The organism is Brevibacterium antiquum CNRZ 918, from assembly GCF_900169145.1.
Lineage (GTDB): Bacteria > Actinomycetota > Actinomycetes > Actinomycetales > Brevibacteriaceae > Brevibacterium > Brevibacterium koreense.
This window is the reverse complement of sequence record NZ_FXZD01000015.1, coordinates 34,606-53,445: the sequence shown is the minus strand read 5'-3', so window position 1 is coordinate 53,445 and position 18,840 is coordinate 34,606. Positions and strand designations below refer to the sequence as shown.

At 62.2% G+C, this 18,840-nt stretch carries 15 protein-coding genes and 1 rRNA gene; 5 read left to right on the top strand and 11 right to left on the bottom strand.

Features of this window, described 5'->3' with window-relative positions; all coding sequences use genetic code 11:
* The 4 genes from BANT918_RS15540 to BANT918_RS15525 form a co-directional block, all read right to left on the bottom strand.
* Nucleotides 1-329: ribosomal RNA gene (locus BANT918_RS15540) — 16S ribosomal RNA — on the bottom strand; the annotation flags it as partial.
* A gap of 545 nt (nucleotides 330-874) precedes the next feature.
* Nucleotides 875-1,276: a YccF domain-containing protein gene (locus BANT918_RS15535; RefSeq protein WP_101621078.1), complete on the bottom strand. Its 402-nt coding sequence runs from the start codon at nucleotides 1,274-1,276 to the stop codon at nucleotides 875-877.
* 97 nt (nucleotides 1,277-1,373) lie between these two features.
* On the bottom strand, nucleotides 1,374-2,660 hold the full coding sequence (gene tyrS / locus BANT918_RS15530; RefSeq protein ID WP_101621077.1) for a tyrosine--tRNA ligase: 1,287 nt from the start codon (nucleotides 2,658-2,660) through the stop codon (nucleotides 1,374-1,376).
* Between the two features lie 216 nt (nucleotides 2,661-2,876).
* Nucleotides 2,877-3,665 (bottom strand): hypothetical protein, encoded by a 789-nt coding sequence (locus tag BANT918_RS15525; RefSeq protein ID WP_101621076.1) that lies wholly within the window; start codon nucleotides 3,663-3,665, stop codon nucleotides 2,877-2,879.
* A 263-nt stretch (nucleotides 3,666-3,928) separates the two neighbouring features.
* Here BANT918_RS15525 and BANT918_RS15520 point away from each other — a divergent pair, with 263 nt between their 5' ends.
* Nucleotides 3,929-4,432 (top strand): hypothetical protein, encoded by a 504-nt coding sequence (locus tag BANT918_RS15520; RefSeq protein ID WP_101621075.1) that lies wholly within the window; start codon nucleotides 3,929-3,931, stop codon nucleotides 4,430-4,432.
* Nucleotides 4,416-4,910, top strand: coding sequence for a hypothetical protein (locus BANT918_RS15515; RefSeq protein WP_101621074.1), 495 nt, complete (start codon nucleotides 4,416-4,418; stop codon nucleotides 4,908-4,910). The genes BANT918_RS15520 and BANT918_RS15515 overlap by 17 nt, the downstream gene beginning before the upstream one ends.
* Nucleotides 4,911-4,919: 9 nt before the next feature.
* On the opposite strand, the gene argH is transcribed toward BANT918_RS15515, so the two are convergent.
* From argH to argC, 7 genes are all read right to left on the bottom strand, one after another.
* The gene (gene argH / locus BANT918_RS15510) at nucleotides 4,920-6,392 is read right to left on the bottom strand and encodes an argininosuccinate lyase (RefSeq protein ID WP_101621073.1); all 1,473 of its coding nucleotides are present in this window, start codon (nucleotides 6,390-6,392) and stop codon (nucleotides 4,920-4,922) included.
* A 102-nt stretch (nucleotides 6,393-6,494) separates the two neighbouring features.
* A complete protein-coding gene (locus tag BANT918_RS15505; RefSeq protein ID WP_101621072.1) occupies nucleotides 6,495-7,046 on the bottom strand; it encodes an arginine repressor in 552 nt (183 codons plus the stop codon).
* A complete protein-coding gene (gene argF, locus BANT918_RS15500; protein ID WP_101621071.1) occupies nucleotides 7,043-7,966 on the bottom strand; it encodes an ornithine carbamoyltransferase in 924 nt (307 codons plus the stop codon). Before argF ends, BANT918_RS15505 begins: the two co-directional genes overlap by 4 nt.
* Before the next feature lie 93 nt (nucleotides 7,967-8,059).
* Nucleotides 8,060-9,277 (bottom strand): acetylornithine transaminase, encoded by a 1,218-nt coding sequence (locus tag BANT918_RS15495; protein WP_101621070.1) that lies wholly within the window; start codon nucleotides 9,275-9,277, stop codon nucleotides 8,060-8,062.
* Nucleotides 9,270-10,271: an acetylglutamate kinase gene (gene argB, locus BANT918_RS15490; protein ID WP_101621069.1), complete on the bottom strand. Its 1,002-nt coding sequence runs from the start codon at nucleotides 10,269-10,271 to the stop codon at nucleotides 9,270-9,272. Before argB ends, BANT918_RS15495 begins: the two co-directional genes overlap by 8 nt.
* Entirely contained in the window at nucleotides 10,268-11,446 is a 1,179-nt protein-coding gene (gene argJ, locus BANT918_RS15485) for a bifunctional glutamate N-acetyltransferase/amino-acid acetyltransferase ArgJ (protein WP_101621068.1), read from the bottom strand. Before argJ ends, argB begins: the two co-directional genes overlap by 4 nt.
* Entirely contained in the window at nucleotides 11,443-12,552 is a 1,110-nt protein-coding gene (argC, locus tag BANT918_RS15480; protein ID WP_101621067.1) for an N-acetyl-gamma-glutamyl-phosphate reductase, read from the bottom strand. Before argC ends, argJ begins: the two co-directional genes overlap by 4 nt.
* A 44-nt stretch (nucleotides 12,553-12,596) precedes the next feature.
* On the opposite strand from argC, the gene BANT918_RS15475 reads away from it, so the two are divergent.
* From BANT918_RS15475 to BANT918_RS15465, 3 genes are all read left to right on the top strand, one after another.
* Nucleotides 12,597-13,571 (top strand): quinone oxidoreductase family protein, encoded by a 975-nt coding sequence (locus BANT918_RS15475; RefSeq protein ID WP_101621066.1) that lies wholly within the window; start codon nucleotides 12,597-12,599, stop codon nucleotides 13,569-13,571.
* 130 nt (nucleotides 13,572-13,701) lie between these two features.
* Nucleotides 13,702-16,668, top strand: coding sequence for an SNF2-related protein (locus tag BANT918_RS15470; RefSeq protein WP_101621065.1), 2,967 nt, complete (start codon nucleotides 13,702-13,704; stop codon nucleotides 16,666-16,668).
* Nucleotides 16,668-18,641 (top strand): site-specific DNA-methyltransferase, encoded by a 1,974-nt coding sequence (locus BANT918_RS15465; protein WP_233430542.1) that lies wholly within the window; start codon nucleotides 16,668-16,670, stop codon nucleotides 18,639-18,641. The genes BANT918_RS15470 and BANT918_RS15465 overlap by 1 nt, the downstream gene beginning before the upstream one ends.
* Nucleotides 18,642-18,840: the final 199 nt, after the last annotated feature.

Genomic DNA, 18,840 nt, shown 5'->3' with positions numbered 1-18,840 from the left:
CGTGTCTCAGTCCCAGTGTGGCCGGTCGCCCTCTCAGGCCGGCTACCCGTCGTCGTCTTGGTGAGCCATTACCTCACCAACAAACTGATAGGCCGCGAGCCCATCCCCAACCGAAAAAACTTTCCACTCCAACTCATGCGAGTTGGAGTCATATTCGGTATTAGACCCAGTTTCCCGGGCTTATCCCGAAGTCGGGGGCAGGTTACTCACGTGTTACTCACCCGTTCGCCACTCATCCACCCCAGCAAGCTGGGGCTTCAGCGTTCGACTTGCATGTGTTAAGCACGCAGCCAGCGTTCGTCCTGAGCCAGGATCAAACTCTCCATAAAAAAATTATGTTGCGTTTATAACCCCGGCAAGACAGTCAATCAACGATCACGGGGTGATCGCTGTTGACCTAAAAATTTCATGCCCACACACAACAAAGTGTCCATTCCCGGCGAGGGGAGTGAACACTGGTGTCTGGACATGTGATTGTCTTACCAGAAAAAATGTTTCTGGCATCACTATCTGTTCAAACAAATACGCTATTGGATTCTCAAACCACACACACTCACCCGTCACCACACACCATCAGAAATGGGCGTGTACACCAGGGGTGTCAGTTTCAATTATGTTGTCGCTACCCGCATCCTCGTGTGAACCAAACCCAAACCCTGTTTGTGCTGGTCACACCCGGTGAAAACTGTTCGAGAAGAACTCGTTTTCGTCCGGGGCAACGAGATATAACTCTAGACCAGGCCAGGACTGCCACGCAACTCGAAATCGGAAAACCGGACGTGACGCCCGTCACCAGGGGCTATATGGCCGCATCGTTCCCCGGATTGGCGGGGTTCGTCGACTGTACGAGCCCCGCCGGATGGTCCACAGACGATCAGGCTCCGCGATATCCCGGCATCAGGGAGTCGCTGTCGACGATCTCCTTGCCCAGTGGCATGAGGGAGACGGGGATGAGCTTGATGTTGGCCCATCCCAGGGGGATTCCAATGATCGAGGCGAACAACGGAATCGATGTCACCACGTGCCCGATAGCCAGCCAGACTCCTGCGACGACGAGCCAGATGATGTTGCCCAGAGTCGCTGCGACACCGGCTGGTTTCGTTTCGATGACCTCGCGGCCGAAGGGCCAGAGGGCGTAGTTGCCGATCCGAAAGGCTGCGATCCCCCACGGGATGGTGACGATGAGGAGGCAGCAGATGATGCCGGCGAGATAGTAGCCAAGTGCCAGCCACAGCCCGCTGAAGATGAACCAGATGATGTTGAGCAGTGTTCTCATTGCGATGGCCTCGTTTCGACGTGGTGACTTGCGTGGATACGACAACACCGTGCCCTCGAACTGCTCAAGGACACGGTGTCGGTGGAATGCATGATGCTCAGCTGACGATGTCAACGGCTCCCAGGGTCTTCTTACCCCGACGCAGAAGGATGACTCCGCCACCTTCGGTGGTAAGCACCTCGGCGGGGGTCAGGGTCTGGTCCTGCTCGGTGACCTTGACATTGTTGACGTAGGCACCGCCGTCCTTGATGGCACGACGAGCCTCACCCTTGGATTTCACGATGCCCGCTGCCACGAAGGCATCGGCGACCGGCAGCCCCTCTGCCAGTTCGGTGGTGCTGACGTCGCCGCGTGGCAGTTCGGCCGTCGCCGCTTTCAGTGTGCCGGCGTCGAGGCTGGCCAGCTCTCCCCCACCGAAGAGCGCTGCGGCTGCTGCGATCGCCTGCTCGTAGTGCTCCTTGCCGTGAACCAGCGTCGTCACATCCTCGGCCAGCACCTTCTGCGCCAGGCGGGTATGTGGTGCCGCGGTGAACTCGGCCTCGATCGCTTCGATCTCCTCCAGTGGCCTGAATGAGAACACCTTGAGGTACTTCACGACGTCGCGATCATCGGCGTTGAGCCAGAACTGGCTGAACGCGTACGGGCTGGTCAGGCTCGGGTCCAACCACACGGTGCCCGATTCGGTCTTGCCGAATTTGGTTCCGTCTGCCTTGGTGATCAGCGGTGTCGCCAAGGCGTGGACACTGTGCGACTCCACGCGACGGATGAGATCGACGCCGGAGGTCAGGTTGCCCCACTGATCGGATCCACCGGTCTGCAGGGAGCAGCCGTACCGGCGGTGGAGCTCGAGGTAGTCGTTGCCCTGCAGCACCTGGTAGGAGAATTCCGTGAACGAGATCCCGGCCTCGCTGTTGAGCCTGGCAGACACAGATTCCTTGGCCAGCATCCGGTTGATCGGGAAGTGCTTGCCGACGTCGCGAAGGAAGTCGATCGCCGACATCTCGGATGTCCACTCATAGTTGTTGACGATCTGCGCGGCATGCCGGCCGGAGAAGTCGAGGAACTTCTCGACCTGTGCCCGGATCTTTTCCACCCACTCTTCGACGACTTCCTGCGGGTTGAGCGTCCGCTCCCCCGACATCCGGGGATCGCCGATGAGGCCGGTCGCGCCGCCGACCAGAGCCAGTGGATTGTGCCCGGCCTTCTGCAGTCGAGCGGCTGTGATGAGCTGGACCAGGTTGCCCATGTGCAGGCTCGGGGCGGTGGGATCGAAACCAACATAATAGGTCAGCGAATCCTCGTTCAGAGCCTTCTGCAGGGCAGCCTCGTCGGTCGAAACCGCCACGAGGCCACGGGCCTTGAGTTCACTGAAGATGTCGGTCACTTCGGTCCTTTCGAATCTGTGTGGTGCGTCGGTGCGGCACCGTCGGGGTCAATTCTACGGGGTCGCCGATCATGGTCACGGACCTGCCTGCTCAGCGGTCGGCTCAGGAGGCCGAACATGGCAGCGGCGGGGGTGACCCCGATGGCAGAGGGTCACGCTCCGCCGGTGCCTGCCACCCTCCAGCACTGGGTTGCCACGCTCAAGCACTGGGCGACGTCAGCTCTCGACTATCTGTGTCACCGGCACAGTGAGTTCGCTCTCCGATGCCTCGTGCGGCTCATCGAACTCCAGAACCAGGTCGTTGTTGTCGAACATCGGTTCCGCGGAGGTCTCATCGAAAGGGCGTCCCACGGCCACTGCCACGATTCCGCCGAGGGCCACCAGCGACCAGACTCCGCCGATGAGGTCAGAGCCGGTGCCGGGGATCATGATGAGCGCCGAGGCGATCATCGGCGAGAGTCCTGCACCGCGGGCGGCCGCGATCGGCCCGAAGCACATTCCCTGGACGATTCCGTTGCCGAGGAGGATCGCGAGTGCGTAGTGGTTGATGTCACCGCTGACGATGGGCAGCACCAATGGCAGCGCAAGAACTGCGGCGATGGAATGAGCACTGATGAGCGTGCGCTTGCGTCCGAACCTGTCACTGAGGCGGGCAACGACGAATGTGACGATCAGCGGTGTCAACGCTCCGACGGCTTTCCAACTGAGGCAATCGGATTCGTCCTCTCCGGCCGCCACTGCAACTGAACCGCCCCAAACCGTCGTCAGACCCTGGGTGCCCTGGATCGCCATCGTGGCGAAGAGTGCGCCGAAACCCTGACGCTCGTATCGCTTGAACACCGTCAGCAGCGGAACCTTCCTCTCCCCGTTCTCGTCTTCGAGGGGTTGGAACGCAGGTGTCTCGCTGACCTTGAGACGGATGACGAGGTCGACGACGATGGCGGGAGCACGACTGTCGAAGAAGCTGACGGCCGCGTTGGAGAGCCTGTGCACGACCGCCGCCACGACCGATCCTCGCCGGTGGAACAGACAAGGCGGCACAGAGCAGCCGCCGCAGAATTGCGGATTACCGCAATCCTCGTCCGGGATGACGTGCCCCGATGACTGCGAGGAATAGACTGCCGATCAAGGCACTGCAGTCCGCGCGGTGCCGCTGTTCAACGATCGTAAGATGCTCGCTGGCCTCGTTGCCCTGCCGTCACCGTGCGTCCGTCGGCACGATCACTGGGCGACACGTCGAAGCGTCGTTCACATGAGAGGCAGTGCGCATGAGCATCATCGGAGTCCGCAGGGAGGGTCTTCGGCGAACCGTGTTCGTCCTCGTGCCTCTGCGCGTCTTCGCCCTCTGCTGCCTGGCGCTGCTAGGCGCATCCGGGTATTTCGTCATATCGGCACGGTACGACTACGCGGCGCATTTCGTCGCCGGTGCCGGCGGCGGGCTGATCCTCCTTGCCGTGTTCACTTCTGCAGCTGCGGTGCTCCGCTTCCGGCGTTCCCTCGAACCGAAGACTGCCGACCTGCCTGTCGTCCTCGCCACACTCACAGCCATCGGCGCAGGCATCGGCGTCGAGTACTTCTTGTTCGGCGATCCGAGCGCGGATCTGCTCGATATCGTCCATCAGTCGCTGGGAGCGGCGTTCGTCGGACTGATCTGGACCCTCGCTCCCACTGTACCCGGCAGTGTAGGCCGAGTCCTGGCCAGGGCATCGGGTCTCGTTGTCCTGGGTCTGGTCATGATCGCGATGGGGGCGAAGTTTGTCAGCCTCTTCTGATCACACTGGGGCAGCCGGCAGACGGCCGAGCGCTGCGCTGCTCATCCACCTCCTGCTCTGTGCGCTCTTCATCGTCCTCGGCATCGTCGTGGCCTGGCAGCGCAGCCTGATCCCGTTCGAACTGCACGGCAAGATCACCCAGTTCGTGGCGGTCGAAGTCGAACAGCCTGGTGTCGACGATTTTGTCGAATTCCACATCGGCGCTGACCGGTACCCGACCATCAACTCCTCTCTGAGGTGCATCGTCGACGGCGCCGAAATGAACAAGCCAGCATGGACCCGCGATCTCATCGTCGATGGACGACCGTGCACGCTGCCCGTCCCGCGTCAAGCCCTCGCCGATACGGTCATCCCGGCCGGGCTGCTCGTGCTGACAGTTCTCATCGTCCCCGCCGTCTCCAGACGCGCACGCTCGATCGTCGACCCACCCGATCGGGATGAGACCGTGAATTTGGACAATAAGACCCAGCAGTCGTAGCTGCTGGTCTCACACGCTGCGAGCAGACCCCGCGAACTCACGCAGGCGAGCGACCTCGGCCTTCGCGTTGGCGATCTGCGCCTCGACGGCCGACCGGGCCGTCCCACCCTTGGCGTTGCGGGAATCGATCGAGCCCAGAGTCGTGAGCACCTCACGCACGGCTGGGGTGAGATGTTCCGAGATCCCCGCGAAGTCCTCATCGGAGAGGTCCCACAATTCGACGTCGCGCGATTCGGCCAGCTGCACGCATTCTCCGGAGAGTTCGTGCGCCACCCGGAATGGCACACCGTTGCGGACCAGCCATTCGGCGATGTCCGTGGCCAGGGCGAAACCGCGCGGGGCCAGGTAGGCCATACGTTCGGTGTCGAACTTCAGGGTCGCGACCATGCCGGTGAAGGCCGGGAGCAGCAGTTCGAGGGTGTCAGTGGCATCGAAGACCGGCTCCTTGTCCTCCTGCAGGTCACGGTTGTAGGCCAGTGGCAGGGCCTTGAGGGTCGAGAGCAGTCCGGTGAGGTCACCGATGAGGCGCCCGGACTTGCCGCGGGCCAGTTCGGCGACGTCGGGGTTCTTCTTCTGCGGCATGATCGAGGACCCGGTCGAGTATGCATCGTGGAGGGTAACGAAGGAGAATTCCTTGGTCGCCCAGGCGATGACCTCTTCGCTCAGACGGGAGAGGTTGATGCCGATCATCGTGGTGATGAACAGGTATTCGGCGAAGACGTCGCGACCTGCGGTGCCGTCGATCGAGTTCTCTGCGGAGTCGTTGAAGCCCAGATCTGCGGCCACGGCCTGTGGGTCGAGGCCCAGCGAGGATCCGGCCAGGGCACCGGAACCGTAGGCGGAGATGCCGGCGCGCTCATCGAAGTCGACGAACCGGGCGACATCACGCAGCAACGGCCAGGCGTGGGCCAGGAGGTGGTGGGCCAGGAGCACAGGCTGTGCGTGCTGCAGGTGGGTGCGGCCGGGCATCGGCGCTTCGGGGTGCTCTTCGGCCTGGGCGATGAGGACGTCGACGGCGTCGAGAACCAGGCTGGCCAGATCACGAGCGTGATCGCGCAGGTACATGCGTCCCAGGGTCGCGATCTGGTCGTTGCGGGACCGGCCGGCACGCAGTTTTCCGCCAAGGTCGGGTCCGGCGATCTCGATGAGTCCGCGTTCGAGTGAAGAGTGAACGTCCTCATCCGATTCAGCGGCAACGTATTCGCCGGTCTCCACGCGGCGGCCGAGTTCATCGAGTGCCTCGGTCATGCCCTGCAGCTCATCATCGTCCAGCAGACCCGAGCGGTGCAGCACCTTTGCGTGAGCCTTCGAACCGGCGATGTCGTAGTGGGCCAGGCGCCAGTCGAAGTCCGTCGACTTGCTCAGCGCGGCCAGTGCATCGGCCGGGCCGTCCGAGAATCGTCCGCCCCATAGGCTCAGTCGTTCGCTCACAAAAGGTCCTTCCCCACCGTCGGCGCTTCCACGCTGCCGGTTTGAATCCATCGGTTCGGTGTTCCAGTTCCCGGTCGGCCGGGTCTGCGTGTGTCTCAGGTCTGGCTGTGTGTTCCAGTCCTGTGTGTATCAGTCTTCCGTGTATCGGATGTATCAGCTCTCGGGGGCGTTTCCGGCCGCATATTCGAGGAATGTCTCGGCCAGTGCCGCTCCCCCGACGGAGGACATCGCGATGACGAGAACAGTATCGTCTCCTGCGATTGTGCCAAAGATCCCGGTCATCGAGGAGCGGTCGATCGCCGAAGCCAAATACTGGGCGGCTCCGGGTGGGGTGCGCAGGACCACTGTATTGTCCTGTGCCGCCGCGGAGACGAGGAGCTCTTCGAGCAGCCTCGGCAGCTTCGCATCGAGGCTGTCACCCGTGGACTGCTGCAGGCTCCGGTCCCCGCCCTCACCGGGGACGGCGTAGAGGGATCCGGCGGTGGACCGGATCTTCACGGCCCCCACCTCGGCGAGGTCGCGTGAGAGTGTCGCCTGGGTGACGGTGATGCCCATCGTTGCCAGGTTCTCGGCCAGGTCGATCTGGGAATGCACGGATTTGCGGGTGATGAGATCGATGATCTTCTGCTGCCGCGCAGTCTTGGTCAGCGGCGCCGAGTTCGCCGGTGGAGTGGCGTTCCTCGGAGGGGTGGTGTTCTCGCTCATCGCTTCTCCAGCAGGAAGGTCATGAGTGCCTTCTGCGCGTGGAGACGGTTCTCGGCCTCATCGAAGACCGCCGAGGCGGGACCGTCGATGACCTCGGCGCTGACCTCTTTGCCCCGGTAGGCCGGCAGGCAGTGGAGGAAGATCGGGTCGTTGCCCAGGTTCATCAGCTCCTGTGAGACCTGGAATTTCGCGAAGGGTGAGCCTTCGTCGTCGCGGCCGGCGGCGTCCTGTCCCATGGACACCCAGGTGTCGGTGACGAGGACATCGGCTCCCTGGGCGGCAGCCACGGGGTCGTCGTTGACCATGACGGATCCGCCGGTGGTCTGGGCAAGTTCGTTGGCCTCGGCGATGATCTCGGCAGCCGGCTGATAGTCGGCGGGGGCGGCGATGCGCACGTGCATGCCGGCGTTGACTCCGCCGAGGACGTAGGAGTTGGCCATGTTGTTGGCCCCATCGCCGTAGTAGGTCATGGTCTGACCGGCGACGTTGCCGCGGTGTTCGCGGATCGTGAGAAGGTCGGCCAGGATCTGGCAGGGATGGTAGTCATCGGACAGCGAATTGATGACCGGGACGGATGAGTTCTCGGCCATCTCTTCCAGACCTGCCTGGGCATAGGTGCGCCAGACGATGGCCGAGACCATGCGCGACATCACCTGGGCGGTGTCGGCGATGGATTCCTTGTGTCCCAGCTGCGCCTCACCGGGGTTGATGATGAGCGGCTGCCCGCCGAGCGCGGCGATGCCGGCGGCGAAGGACACGCGAGTCCTCGTCGAGGTCTTGTCGAAGATGACTGCCGCGGTCTGCGGTCCGGCCAGCGGGGTGCGCGAGTACGGTGCGGCCTTGAGCTCAACCGCGAGGTCGAGGACTTGTGCTTGTTCGGCCGGGGTGAGGTCGGTGTCCTTGAGGAAATGCCGTGTCATGGTGTGTCCTTTGTCAGTCTGTGTGGGGCAACCGGGCGGTGAGGGTCGATGGGCCGTTCGCCGAGGTGGCCGCTAGGTGGGCGGCGGACGTGTTCAGCCGTGCAGCAGTCCGGGCAGGGCGGTCAGGAACGGTGCGAGATCGTCTTTCGTGATGATCAGCGGCGGTGCCAGGCGCAGACGTCCCGGGGCCACGGGGTTGATGATGAAACCTGCCTCGAGCGCGCGGGCGACGATCGCTTTCTCGTCGAGTCCCTCGGCCAGTTCGAGGCCCAGTAGCAGTCCGGTGCCGGTGACCTTCTCGATGCCGTCGATGGTCAGTAGCTGTTCGCTCAGCCAGGCCCCGGTGTCGCGGGTGTGGGCGAGCAGGTTCTCGGTCTCGATGGTCTCGAGCACGGCCAGTCCCGCCGCGCAGGCGATGGGGTTTCCGCCGAAGGTGGTCCCGTGCTGTCCTGCTTCGAGGAGTTTGGTGTTGGCATCGCCGACGGTGATGGTGGCCCCGATCGGCATGCCACCGCCCAGGCCCTTCGCCGAGGTGATGATGTCGGGGACGACGCCTTCGCCGATGTCCGGGTTCTGGTAGGCGAACCACGATCCGGTCCTGGCCACACCGGACTGGACCTCGTCGAGGACGAGGAGGGCCCCGGCCTCGCGGGTGAGTTCGCGGACCTTGGTGAGGTAGCCGGCCGGGTGCTGCCGGACTCCGACCTCGCCCTGTATGGGTTCGATGAAGACGGCAGCAGTGGTGTCGTTGATGGCGGCGGCGAGCGCGTCGACATCCCCGTAGGGAATATGGACGACGCCGGGCACACCGGGTGCGAAGGGTTCGCGGTAGGCGGACTTGGCCGTCAGCGCGAGGGCGCCCATGGTGCGACCGTGGAAGGCGCCTTCGATGGCGATGATGATCGGGCGTGATCCACCTCCTGCACGGCGGGCCATCTTGAAGGCGGCCTCGTTGGCCTCGGTGCCGGAGTTCGAGAAGAACACGGCCGAACCGCTGGGCAGGTCCAGGACCTCGTGAAGTTTCTCAGCGAGCGCGATCTGCGGTGGTGAGGTGAAGAAGTTCGAAATGTGGCCCAGGGTCGACGCCTGCTCCGTGATGGCCTTGACCCACGCTGGGTGGCAGTGGCCGAGTGCGTTGACGGCGATGCCGGCCAGCAGGTCGAGGTATTCCTTGCCCGAGGCGTCCCACGCGTGCACGCCCGCTCCGCGGACGAGGTCGAGCTGGGGTGAGCCGAAGACCGGTGAGAGGACGCGGGAGAAGTCGTCGCGCCAGGTCTGGGCCTGGTCTGTCACAGCGTTTGTCTCATTCATCGTTCGTCTCCTCAGTGCTTGTCTCGTGTCCCTCGCCCTTGTGTCCGTCCCCCAGTGGTGCGGGTTCGACGACGGTGTCTTCGACCATGGTGCCGATGCCCTCGGAGGTGAAGACCTCGAGGAGAAGTGAGTGCGCCATGCGGCCGTCGATGATGTGGGCCTGCTGCACTCCGTGTTCGATGGCCTCGAGTGCCGCGGTCATCTTCGGGATCATTCCCGCGTCGAGGCTGGGCAGCAGTTCGCGCAGCTTCTTCGGTCCGATGCGTGAGATCAGGCTCGAGGTGTCGGGCCAGTTGGCGTAGAGGCCCGGCACATCGGTGAGCATGATCAGTTTGTCGGCACGCAAGGCTTTCGCCACGGCGGAGGCGGCGAGGTCGGCGTTGATGTTCAGGGGCTTGCCTGCTTCACCGTCGATCTCCGAGGCGATCGAGCAGATGACGGGCACCCGCCCGGCGTCGAGGAGCTCGGTGAGCACGGTGGTGTTGACTTCGGCGATCTCACCCACCCGACCGAGGTCGATGACTTCACCGTCCACCTCGGCGTGGGTCTTGTTCGCCAGGAGAAGGTCCGCGTCCTCACCGGAGAGCCCGATTGCGGCGTTGCCGTTCTGGTTGATGCGGGAGACGATGTCGCGGTTGACCTGGCCGGAGAGGACCATGCGGATGACCTCGGCGGCCTCTTCGCTGGTCACGCGCTGGCCTGCCTTGAACTCGCTTTCGATCCCCAAGCGGGAGAGCATCGAGGTGATCTGGGGTCCGCCGCCGTGGACGACGACGGGTCGGATGCCGGCGAAGCGGAGGAACGCGATGTCATCGGCGAAGGACTGCTGCAGCTCCGGGGAGATCATCGCGTTGCCGCCGTACTTGATGACGATCGTGGCGCCGGCGAAGGTCTTGATCCACGGCAGCGCCTCGGTCAGGGCCTCGGCCTTGACCTGGGCGGCGGCGAGCCGGGCTGCCGTGGACTTCGTGGACATGTCGTGTGGGTTGCTCATGTGGAGTAGGCGCTGTTCTCTTCGACGTAATCGTGGGTGAGGTCCGAGGTCCACACCGTGGCGGTGTGATCTCCTGCGTGGAGGTCGATGACGACGTCGACGTTGCGGTCGAATGTGACCTTCTCCGGGTCCTCATAGGGACCAGAGGCCCGGCACACCTCGGTGCCGTTGATGATCACGTCGATGGCCGTGGGGTCGAAGGTCGCCGAGGTGGTTCCGACCTGGGCGACGACGCGACCCCAGTTCGGGTCCTGGCCGAAGATCGCGGCCTTGAACAGGGCCGAGCGTGACACTGAGCGGGAGACCTCGACAGCCTCGGCCTCGCTGGCGGCACCCTGCGTGGTGATCGCGATGTCGTGGTGGGCACCCTCGGCGTCGACGTGGAGCTGGTGCATGAGGTCGAGGCAGAGTTCGCGCAGCAGACTCGTGAACTCGTCCGTATCGACGGCTGCTTCGTGGGCGCCGGAGGACATGAGGATGACGGTGTCGTTCGTCGACATGCACCCGTCCGTGTCGAGGCGGTCGAAGCTCTGACTGGTTGATGCCCGCAGCGCCTGATCGAGCACAGCCTGGTCGACCTTCGCGTCGGTGGTGATGACGACGAGCATGGTGGCCAAACCGGGGGCGAGCATGCCCGCACCCTTGGCCATGCCGCCGATCGCGTACCCGGAGCTGCCTTCTCGGGTGGCGGTCTTGGCCACGGTGTCAGTGGTCATGATCGCCTCGGCGGCGTGTTCGCCACCGGCCACGGTGTCCTCGGCTGCGGCCACCAATGGTGGGAGGTGGTCGATGATGGTGTCGCGAAAGTCCTGACCGCCGACGCCGATGAGTCCGGTCGAGCAGACGAGAATGTCTTCGGCCGCTGTTGCGGTGCCGGCCTCGGTGAGGAGTTCGGCAGTGGTCTGAGCCGTCAGCGTCGTCGTCTCGTAGCCGAAGTCACCGGTGTAGCAGTTGGCTCCCCCGGAGTTCAGCACCACGGCACGAGCCTGACCGTTGGCGGAGACCTTCTGGGACCACAGGACGGGGCTGGCCTTGCAGCGGTTCGAGGTGTACACGGCGGCGACGGCAGTGTCGGGGCCGGTGTTGATGACGAGCGAGAGGTCTTTGGTCCCGCTGGGTTTGAGTCCGGCGGTCAGGCCGGCGGCTGTGAAGCCGAGTGGTGCGGTCACGCTCATGGTGCGACTCCTTCAAGGGGAAGTGCGATGGTCTCGTCGAGGCCAAGGGCAAGGTGAATGGACTGCAGTGCCTGGCCGGCGGTACCACGGACCAGGTTGTCCAGGGCCACGACGACGAGGATTGTGCCGGCCCGTTCATCGACGGTGAACTGGATGTGTGCGAGGTTCGATCCGGTGGTCGAAGAAGTTCGCGGCCATTGGCCTTCGGGCAGGACGCGGACGAAGGGCTCGTCTGCGTAGGCCTGGTCGAAGGCCTGGCCCAGCTGGTCCTTGAGTGCTGCAGCGTCGAGGAGTCCCTCGGCGGTTTTCGGTGCGGACTCCCCCGGCTCGGCGGTGATGGTGGCCAGTATCCCCCGGGCCATGGGCACGAGCGTCGGGGTGAAGGAAATACGTGTCGGTCCATCTGCGGCATCGGCGCCGAGGACCCCGTTGAGGTTCTGCTCGATCTCGGGCACATGCCGGTGGATGCCGCCAGTTCCGTACGACGAGGCATCGCCGAGGACCTCGGCGGCGGTCAGATGCGGCTTGAGCGCCTTACCCGCTCCGGAGACGCCGTTGGCCAGGACCGCGTTGAGCCCGGCGGGGGCGGCAAGACCGGCCTGGACGAGCGGGGCGAGGCCGAGGGTCACGGCGGTGACATTGCAGCCGGGCACGGCGATGCGCTTCGTGGTCTTGAGTGCTTCGCGCTGCTTGGTGCCGTCGGCGGTGAGCAGTTCGGGCAGACCGTAGGTCCAGGTGCCCTGGTGAGTCGAGCCGTAGAACTTCTCCCAGGCGGTCGCGCTGATGAGGCGGTGGTCGGCGGCGAGGTCGACGATGAGCGTCTCGGGACTCGACTGCTCGAGCTCTGCGGCGATGGCTCTGGACTGACCGTGCGGGAGTGCAAGGATGACGACGTCGTGGCCGGCAAGCACCTCGGCGGTGGACTCCTTGACAACGAAGTCGGAATATCGGGCAAGATGGGGTTGATGTCGGCCGAGCGTCTCGCCCACGGAGGAATGTCCGCACACCGTGGTGACGTTGAGATGAGGGTGAGTGCTCAGCAGCCGGAGGACCTCTCCCCCGGCGTATCCGGTAGCACCGGAGACGGCAACCGTAAGATCATTCATATGTATAACTATACCAGCACATTAAATTATATGCAGGAGGCGTGATGACCCAGGCTATTCAGGCGATGCGAGCAGGTGGACCCGAGGTTCTCGAGTTCAATGAGGTCGATACCCCTCAGCCCGGTCCTGGTGAGGTCCTCGTTAACGTCGACGCCGCGGGCGTGAACTTCATCGACACATACCGTCGTTCGGGCACGTACCCGATGAGCTACCCGCACATCGTCGGCTCCGAGGGCACCGGTCACATCGCCGAAGTGGGCGAAGGTGTGGCGAGCTGGTCCGTCGGCGACCGCGTCGCCTGGCACGAAGGCCCGGGTTCGTATGCGACCCAGGTCGTCGTCAAGACCGACAACCTGCTGCGTGTACCCGAGGGCGTGAGCACCGAGGTCGCCGCCGCAATGCCGCTGCAGGGCCTGACCGCCCAGTACCTGGCCACGAGCTCGCATGAGATCAAGCCCGGCCATACCGCCTTGGTTCATGCCGGCGCCGGTGGTGTCGGACTCCTGCTCACCCAGATCATCAAGCACCTGGGCGGCAACGTCATCTCGACCGTGAGCACCGAGGAAAAGGCTGAGCTGGCGCGCAAGGCCGGCGCCGACGAGGTCTTCCTCTACGGCGAGGGCGTCGACATCACAGCGAAGGTCAAGGAGCTCACCGACGGAGAGTGCGTCGAAGTTGCCTACGACGGCGTCGGCAAGACCACCTTCGATGCGTCGCTGGCATCGCTGAAACCACTGGGTTCAATGGTGCTCTTCGGCGGAGCCTCCGGTCAGGTGCCGCCGTTTGACATACAGCGGCTAAACTCCTCGGGCGGCATCTTCCTCTCGCGGCCGTCGTTGGCGTGGTTCGTCCGGTCGTCGGAGGAACTGGCCAAGCGTTCGTCCATGCTCTTCAACGGCATCGAACACGGCTGGCTGAACTTCCGGGTTGGCGCGACATTCTCGTTGGCTGATGCTGCGGATGCTCATCGGGCGCTTGAGGGGCGGGAGACTACGGGGAAGGTTGTGCTGACGGTGTGAATAACAAACAGGACACAACAGGACCATATGCTCTCAATTTGCCACGATTCGCTCTGAAGCACTTGTAAAGTACTGTTTGCGACAAGTGAAGTATGGGAGTAGCGCTTCAGGCGCGGAGGGGTTCAGTCTGATGCACTACGAGATCACACATGGGTTTTCGGAAGAAGCCCTGCCTGACAACGATGGCCAGCACGAACTTCACGACGACGCACAGAAATACATACCACTAACCGACTATCAGTCAAAGTACTTCGCACATGAGCTGCAACGCAGCTACTCAAACGATCACGTGGGCAAATTGGCAGGACTTTTGTTCGATGCGCAAGTCGAACCAAAGCCACATCAAATTGACGCGGCGTTGTTCGCGCTCCAAACACCGTTTCTGCCGGGCGTAATCCTGGCGGACGAAGTGGGCCTCGGCAAGACGATCGAGGCAGGCATTGTCATTTCGCAGTACTGGGCTGAGCGTAAGCGCCGGGTTCTCATTGTTGCCCCTTCGAGCCTGCGGCAGCAGTGGCAGCAGGAGCTGTATGAAAAGTTCCTGATCCCATCCTTGATCCTTGACGCCAAGACAAAGAACACACTGCTCGCCGAAGCCGACACACGATCACACGAAGTACTGATCTGCTCCTACGATTTCGTCCTCCGCCACGAGACCTCACTGCTGAAGGCATGGGATCTCGTAGTGGCAGACGAAGCGCATCGGTTGCGCAGCTACTGGAATGGCAAAGCAAAAGTGGCGAAAGCCGCTTCGCACGTAGCTCGCGGCGCTCACAAGACAGTACTCCTGACAGCGACACCGCTCCAGAATAGACTCGAGGAGCTCTACGGCTTGGTCTCCGTTTTCGACCCGGACTATTTCTACTCACTCGATGCATTCCGTGAACGTTACATCAAGAACCGCGATCTGACCGGGGACGACGATCTCGCCGAGCGCGTGGCGTCTGTCTCGAAGCGCACTCTCCGAAAGAACGCGAACAAATATATCCGGTTCACACAACGGATGCCTTTGACGATGGAGTTCACTCCGTCGCCCGACGAAGTGCGTCTGTACGACCGCGTCAACGACTATCTGCAACGTGATGAACTATTCGCGTTTGCCGACTCTCAGCGTCACCTCTCTGCCCTGATCATTCGCAAGCGGCTCGGCTCGTCTACGTACGCCGTAGCCAGCACGCTCGAAAACATCGCCAATCGTCTTTCTAACGAAGTTGCTGCTGGCAAACGTCGCGACAACCGCGGCGGGCTTTTCATCGCCGACTTCGAGGTGGGAGACGAAATCGATGAAGAGATCGTCGAGGAAGCCGAAGAGACTGTTGCTCAGTCAAACTCTGCACTTGATGACGACACGCTCAAGCGCATGCGTGCCGAGGTGAACGAACTCCGCGAGTACGCTGGACTCGCACGATCGATCACGGTTAACCAGAAGGCTGTCAAACTCGGCGAAGCACTCGACATGGGCTTCGAGCGGCTCCGTGAGCTCGGCGCTGCCGAGAAAGCCATCATCTTCACCGATTCAACCAAGACGCAGGAGTACCTCGCGCGGACGCTCACAGAAGCAGGCCGCGGCGATGGGCTCGTGCTCTTCAACGGCTCAAACGACTCGACCCAACAGACTACGATTTACCAAAAGTGGCAAGAGGCGAACCAAGATAGCGATCTGATCACCGGCATCCACGCGGTCGATCGGCGTAAAGCACTCGTGGACTACTTCCGCGATCATGGCACGATCATGATTGCTACCGAGGCGGCGGCGGAGGGCATCAACCTGCAGTTCTGCTCGATGCTCGTTAACTACGACCTGCCATGGAACCCACAGCGCGTCGAGCAGCGCATCGGTCGCGTGCACCGCTTCGGCCAGAAGCACAATGTCGTCGTCGTGAACTTCAGCAACAAGGGCAACGTCGCTGAGCAACGCATCCTAGAACTACTGACCACCAAGTTCCAGCTCTTCTCCAGTGTGTTCGGCGCGAGTGACGAGGTGCTCGGTGCAGTAGAAGACGGTCTCGATTTCGAGAAGAGGATCAGCGACATCCTTACTCGTTGCAAGACGGCAGGCGAGATCGATACCGCATTCACGGAGCTGGAGAACCAGTTCGCGGGGGAAATCTCGAAAGAAATGGCCAGTGCAAAGGCGAAGGTCTTCGACTATCTCGACCCACACGTGCAAGACCGCCTCAAGGCATACGACGAGCAGGCGGGCAACGTACTCAACAAGTTCGAGCGACTCCTGCTCGCGATCACCCAGCATGAGCTTCGCAAGGTCGCGACGTTCGAAGGCGACGGCCGCACGTTCGTCCTGAACCAGGCTCCGACCAAGGACGCACCGACGGGCCGCTACTTCTTCAAGTCGAAGCCCCTCCCCAACGCGCATCAGTACCGCTATGCGAGCCCGCTCGCGCAGCACGTTGCCGATATAGCGAAGTCGCACGACACTCCGCAACGCGAGCTGACGTTCTCGCTCGGCCAGTCAAAACGTGCCACCAACGCGGTTAGGGCGCTCGAGGGCATGAGCGGCGAGCTAACGGTCAACCTGCTGACCTTCACGATGCGGGCGCGCGACGAGGACATCTCCGAGTCGTACATGCTCGCAGGTGGCATGACCGACGACAGCCGGTACCTGGACGAAGAATACGTCGCCGACATCCTCGACCTCGCCTGCCTCAACGTTGGTCAACAACCTGTCGCGGTCGACATCACGAAGGTCAAGCCGCAACTCAAAACGCGGCTCAGTGAGCTGGAGAAAGAAGTCCAGGTCCGCAACTCTCGCCACTACGACCAGCAGGAAGAACTGCTGTACCGCAACCAGCAGGATCGCAAGGCTGAGCACGAGGGCAAGATCCGCGAGTACCGCGCCAAGGAGAAAGAAGCCCGCAAGGTAGCAAAGCGGACGGACGATCCGATGGAGCAGCTCAAGCTTAAACGCGAGGCTCGTAAGTGGGAACGCCGGGCGGATGAGGCCGACGACGATTTCCGCAATGCGCGCCGGAAGTTGCAAGACGAGATCGACGAGAAACTCGATATGATCGAGCAATCCTTGAAAGGCACCCAAGACAACCAACACCTGTTCTCAATCCGTTGGCGCATCGTTGCCTAATGGCGAACAATCGCCTTCCAGTACTGACCATATTCCCCGACGCAGAAAGAATCATGATGAGCGACGATATCCACGAAACACCATCCACCACCCCGAACTTCCAGACCGAGCTGGCGACACAGCTTGCCGAGCTGATGCCCGAGGTTATTGCCGATGGCAAGGTGGATGTGGACAAGCTCAAGGAACTGCTCGACAGCGACGCGGCCGACACTGCTGAGCGGTTCGGCCTGTTCTGGCCTGGTAAGAAGCGTGCCCTGCGTGCGGCTCAGGAGCCGACGACGGCGACACTGCGACCCGATATTGAGAACTCGAAGGATTGGGACACAACGAAGAACGTGTTCATCGAGGGCGACAACCTTGAAGTGCTCAAAATCCTGCAGAAGCATTACCACGCGAAGATCAAGATGATCTACATCGATCCGCCATACAACACCGGCAAGGACTTCGTATACCCGGACAACTACGAGGAAGGCCTGGACACCTACCTCGAGTGGACGCGCCAAGTCAACGAGGAGGGCAAGAAGCTCTCGACTAACGCAGATACCGAAGGGCGCTACCATTCCAACTGGCTCAACATGATGTATCCGCGACTGAAGCTCGCGCGGAACCTGCTAACGGACGACGGCGTCATCTTCTTGTCCATAGATGAAAACGAAGTTGGCCTTCTCCGTCAGATGCTGGACCAAGTGTTCGGGGAGTCGAACTTCGTTGCTCAGCTTGCAGTTCTGAATAATCCACGCGGTCGAGCGCAAGATAAGCACTTCGCGACAAATCACGAGTATGCGCTGGTCTACTCCAAGCGGGAGCTGCCAAGCGGTGCGCTGTCGATTGCGAAGCCACGGGAGCAGTTGCAAGCTGAGTACCCATATGAAGACGAGCGCGGGATGTATCGAACGCTTGGCCTGCGTAACTCGCATCGGGAGTTTGGTCGTTTTAACCGACCGAACCTCTACTATCCGCTCTATGTCGATTCAACCGGTCAGGTGCACACGGAAAAGTCTGCTGAACGTACCGAGGTCTTCCCACTCTGGAACGATGACTTCGAGGGTTGTTGGACGTGGGGGCGACCAAAAGCAATTGCAGAGTCGGATTCACTGGTTGGGCGTGTGGCAGGCGGGCGAATGCAGATTTTTGTCAAGGAGTACGCTGAGGGGGCGCGGCGAAAGCTAAAGTCGCTGCTCTCTGAGAAGGAGCATACGACCGATTCCGGCCAGCGCGCGTTCAACGACTTGTTCGGTGGCACGGGAAAGATTTTCCAGGCGCCCAAGTCACCCTTCTTGCTTGCCGACTTTATTGAAGCGGGCAGTGGAGACGGTGATATCGTCCTCGACTTCTTCGCCGGGTCGGGAAGCACGGCTCATGCGGTATGGCTGGCGCAGCTCCGAGATGGTGCCGTCCGTAGGTGGATTGCCGTACAACTTCCGGAGCCGACGCCCACTGGCTCCGTGGCGCGCAACGCTGGGTTTGAGACGGTTGCAGATATCTCCCACGAGCGCCTACGACGCGCGGGAGAAGCAGTATCCACAGACCTGGCCCCAGGGCAATCACTCGATTCAGGATTCAGAGCGTTCGTGCTCACTAGCACGAATTTTTCAAAGTGGAATGTGTCGAGCAGGGTCGATCGCAACCAGCTCGAGCAGCACCTCTTCGACCTTCGTGAATCGAGCAGCGCGGATGGCGCATCAGCAGACGACCTCCTTTCTGAGATTCTCCTGAAGCAGGGCTACTCGCTGACCGAGCAGATCGCTCCGGTCGACGTGGCCGACCTAAACCTGCGCTCGGTGGGCGATGGCATCGTGCTCGCCTATCTGAACGAGCACGTGAAGCCGGCACTCGATCAGCTACGTGCCGTCGTGGATGAAGATCCTGCCCGTCTGATCGTCCTTGAGGATGCATTCCAGGGTGACGACCAGCTCAAGACCAATCTGGCTCAGCTCTGCAAGAGCAAGGGCATCGAGCTCTGGACGGCCTGATCATGGGAGACAATACAACGAGCAGCGGCTTCAAGTTCGACGCCAGCCAGCCCTACCAGCTGGACGCGATCAATTCGGTCATTGACCTGTTCGACGGGCAGCCGAACGACGCCGAGAAGCTGGAGACGAGGTTGCGCGGCCAGGTGGCCGCTGCCAACTCAAGCGACAACACGACGCTCGACCTCGACCTCTCGCAGGA

Bases quoted from the DNA above. Each gene is read 5' to 3' on its own strand.
- BANT918_RS15535 (WP_101621078.1), bottom strand. From the start codon at position 1,276: ATGAGAACACTGCTCAACATCATCTGGTTCATCTTCAGCGGGCTGTGG.
- BANT918_RS15520 (WP_101621075.1), top strand. From the start codon at position 3,929: ATGAGCATCATCGGAGTCCGCAGGGAGGGTCTTCGGCGAACCGTGTTC.
- argH (WP_101621073.1), bottom strand. From the start codon at position 6,392: ATGGATTCAAACCGGCAGCGTGGAAGCGCCGACGGTGGGGAAGGACCT.
- BANT918_RS15505 (WP_101621072.1), bottom strand. From the start codon at position 7,046: ATGAGCGAGAACACCACCCCTCCGAGGAACGCCACTCCACCGGCGAAC.
- argF (WP_101621071.1), bottom strand. From the start codon at position 7,966: ATGACACGGCATTTCCTCAAGGACACCGACCTCACCCCGGCCGAACAA.
- BANT918_RS15495 (WP_101621070.1), bottom strand. From the start codon at position 9,277: ATGAATGAGACAAACGCTGTGACAGACCAGGCCCAGACCTGGCGCGAC.
- argB (WP_101621069.1), bottom strand. From the start codon at position 10,271: ATGAGCAACCCACACGACATGTCCACGAAGTCCACGGCAGCCCGGCTC.
- argJ (WP_101621068.1), bottom strand. From the start codon at position 11,446: ATGAGCGTGACCGCACCACTCGGCTTCACAGCCGCCGGCCTGACCGCC.
- argC (WP_101621067.1), bottom strand. From the start codon at position 12,552: ATGAATGATCTTACGGTTGCCGTCTCCGGTGCTACCGGATACGCCGGG.
- BANT918_RS15475 (WP_101621066.1), top strand. From the start codon at position 12,597: ATGACCCAGGCTATTCAGGCGATGCGAGCAGGTGGACCCGAGGTTCTC.
- BANT918_RS15470 (WP_101621065.1), top strand. From the start codon at position 13,702: ATGCACTACGAGATCACACATGGGTTTTCGGAAGAAGCCCTGCCTGAC.
- BANT918_RS15465 (WP_233430542.1), top strand. From the start codon at position 16,668: ATGGCGAACAATCGCCTTCCAGTACTGACCATATTCCCCGACGCAGAA.